The following is a 2,545-nucleotide window of genomic DNA, read 5'->3' on the forward strand; positions in this document are numbered from 1 at the left end:
TCGCATACAATGACCGCAACAGAGCGGCTTGATGGTTTAAAACTAATTAAATTTTAATAATTTTTGTATTCACAAACACAGTAGACCGAATTATTGCCATTATATTTTGGGCTATTTTTAACAGTATAAAATCTGTGTGAGAGAACAAACCATGAGTCAAGACCTATTTGAATTACCCGGCCCAGAAGGAAATACCATAGTCGGCAACCTGGCCGAGTTGGGTCAAGATCCGTTGGGTTTTTTGACGAAATGTACCCGCGAATATGGCGATATTGTACCCCTGCGCTTGGGCTTAACACCAGCGTGTCTGTTGACTCAGCCTGAATATATCGAACAAGTTCTCAAAGAGAGAATCTTATTCATAAAATCTAAAGGCATAAGGGCGCTGCGAAGCTTTATAGGCGAAGGACTTCTCAGCAGTGAAGGAGACTGGTGGCAGCATCAGCGACGCCTGATTCAACCAGTATTTTCCCATAAGCGCATTGCAGGTTACGGTCAGATTATGGTTGCTTATGCCGAAAGGGCGATCGATACTTGGCAAGATGGCGAAACTCGCGATATTCACGATGAAATGATGCAGCTAACATTAAATATTGTGATGAAGTGCCTGTTTAACCAGGATATTACGGAGGGAGAAGCTAAAAATGTAGCTTATGCGATCGATGTGGCAATGCACTGGTTTGAAAATAAGCGCAAGCAAGGTTTTTTTATTTGGGAATGGTTTCCCAGACCGGAAAATATCCGCTACAAAAATGCCATCCAGCAAATGGATAAAAGCATTTATCACCTGATTGAGGAACGGCGTACTAGCGGTGAAGATACCGGAGATCTGCTGTCAATGTTGATGCAGGTAAAAGATGAAGAAGATGGCAGCCAAATGACAGATAAGCAATTGCGAGATGAAACGATCACCCTGATGTTAGCAGGTCACGAAACTACGGCGAATACTCTGTCGTGGACGTGGATGCTTTTATCTCAACATCCGGAAGTGCGTAGCAAATTGCAAGCGGAGTTAAAAGAGGTACTTGACTCCCGTTCTGCTACTGTTGCGGATCTGCCGAAATTGCGCTACACCGAGATGATTATTAAGGAAGCAATGCGACTTTATCCACCCGTACCGATAATGACTCGCGAAGCAACTCAGGATTGCGAAATAGGCGGATATGAAGTGCCTGCTGGATGTCAAGTGATGATGAGTCAGTGGGTGATGCACCGCAATCCTCGCTATTTTGAAGATCCAGAAGTATTTCAGCCGGAACGCTGGGCTAACGATTTAGAAAAGCAACTTCCCAGGGGGGTTTATTTTCCGTTCGGTGATGGCCCACGTACTTGTATCGGTAAAGGATTTGCGATGATGGAAGCGGTTTTGTTGTTGGCGACAATTGCCCAAAAGTTTGAAGTTAATGTCGTGCAAGATTATGCGATCGTACCTCAACCTTCGATTACTCTGCGACCGGAATACGGGATTAAAGTAACGCTGAAGAAAAGTTAGCAGGTAGGGTGGGCAATGCCCACCCTACGAAAGTGATATGTGAGGAGTTATTATGACTGATGCAGCTGCTAAAAAAACACCGCAAAAACCCCCAGACGATCGCATACCTTTAAAAACTTGGATTGGACTTTTCGGGACAATCTTGGGCGCATTTATGGCGGTGTTGGATATCCAAATCACCAACGCCTCCTTGCAACAAATTCAGGCAGCATTGGGTGCAACTTTAGAAGAAGGTTCTTGGATTGCTACCGCTTATCTCGTCGCGGAAATTGTGGTAATTCCGCTAACAGGCTGGCTATCGCGAGTATTTTCCCTGCGCTGGTATTTGTTAGTCAATGCCGGCTTATTTACTTTCTTTTCTATATGCTGCGCTTGGGCGTGGGATTTGAATTCTATGATTGTGTTTCGCGCCTTGCAGGGGTTGACGGGTGGCGTTTTAATTCCGATGTCGTTTACTTATATTCTCACAAATCTACCGCCTGCAAAACAAACGATCGGTTTAGCGATGTTTGCGATTACAGCAACTTTTGCACCCTCAATTGGCCCCACTTTGGGAGGATGGCTGACGGAAAATTACAGTTGGCAATACGTTTTTTACTTAAATTTGTTTCCCGGTTTGCTGTTGCTGGCTGCGGTTTGGTATGCTGTGGAACCTCAACCGATACAACTGCATCTGCTTAAAGATGGAGATTGGGGCGGAATTATTGCGATGGCGATCGGCTTGGGTTCGCTGCAAGTTGTTTTGGAAGAAGGTAGTCGTAAAGATTGGTTTTCTAGCGATTTGATTGTGCGTTTAACTGTAATAGCCGTTATTTTTCTAGCTATATTTTTCTGGATTGAATTTACCAGGAGAAAACCTTTTATCAATTTACGTTTGCTAGGACGGCGCAATTTTGGTTTAGCCAGTATTGTCAACGTATCGCTTGGGGTAGGTTTGTACGGTTCCATCTATATTTTACCTTTGTACTTAGCCCAAATTCAAAGATACAATGCGATGCAAATTGGTGAAGTAATTATGTGGGGTGGAATGCCGCAATTATTCATAGTGCCATT

At 44.0% G+C, this 2,545-nt stretch carries 2 protein-coding genes; both read left to right on the forward strand.

Going from position 1 to position 2,545, the window contains the following annotated elements:
* The first annotated feature begins 151 nt into the window (after positions 1-151).
* The gene (locus H6S82_RS28570; protein ID WP_190464012.1) at positions 152-1,492 is read left to right on the forward strand and encodes a cytochrome P450; all 1,341 of its coding nucleotides are present in this window, start codon (positions 152-154) and stop codon (positions 1,490-1,492) included.
* A 52-nt stretch (positions 1,493-1,544) separates the two neighbouring features.
* A partial coding sequence (locus H6S82_RS28575) for a DHA2 family efflux MFS transporter permease subunit (protein WP_191057129.1) occupies positions 1,545-2,545 on the forward strand: 1,001 nt, incomplete at its 3' end.

The organism is Planktothrix sp. FACHB-1355 (assembly GCF_014748295.1).
Classification (GTDB): Bacteria; Cyanobacteriota; Cyanobacteriia; order Cyanobacteriales; family Aerosakkonemataceae; genus Aerosakkonema; species Aerosakkonema funiforme_A.

What these genes read in the sequence shown, in the direction of transcription:
- H6S82_RS28570 (WP_190464012.1), top strand. Translation starts at nt 152, where the DNA reads ATGAGTCAAGACCTATTTGAATTACCCGGCCCAGAAGGAAATACCATA.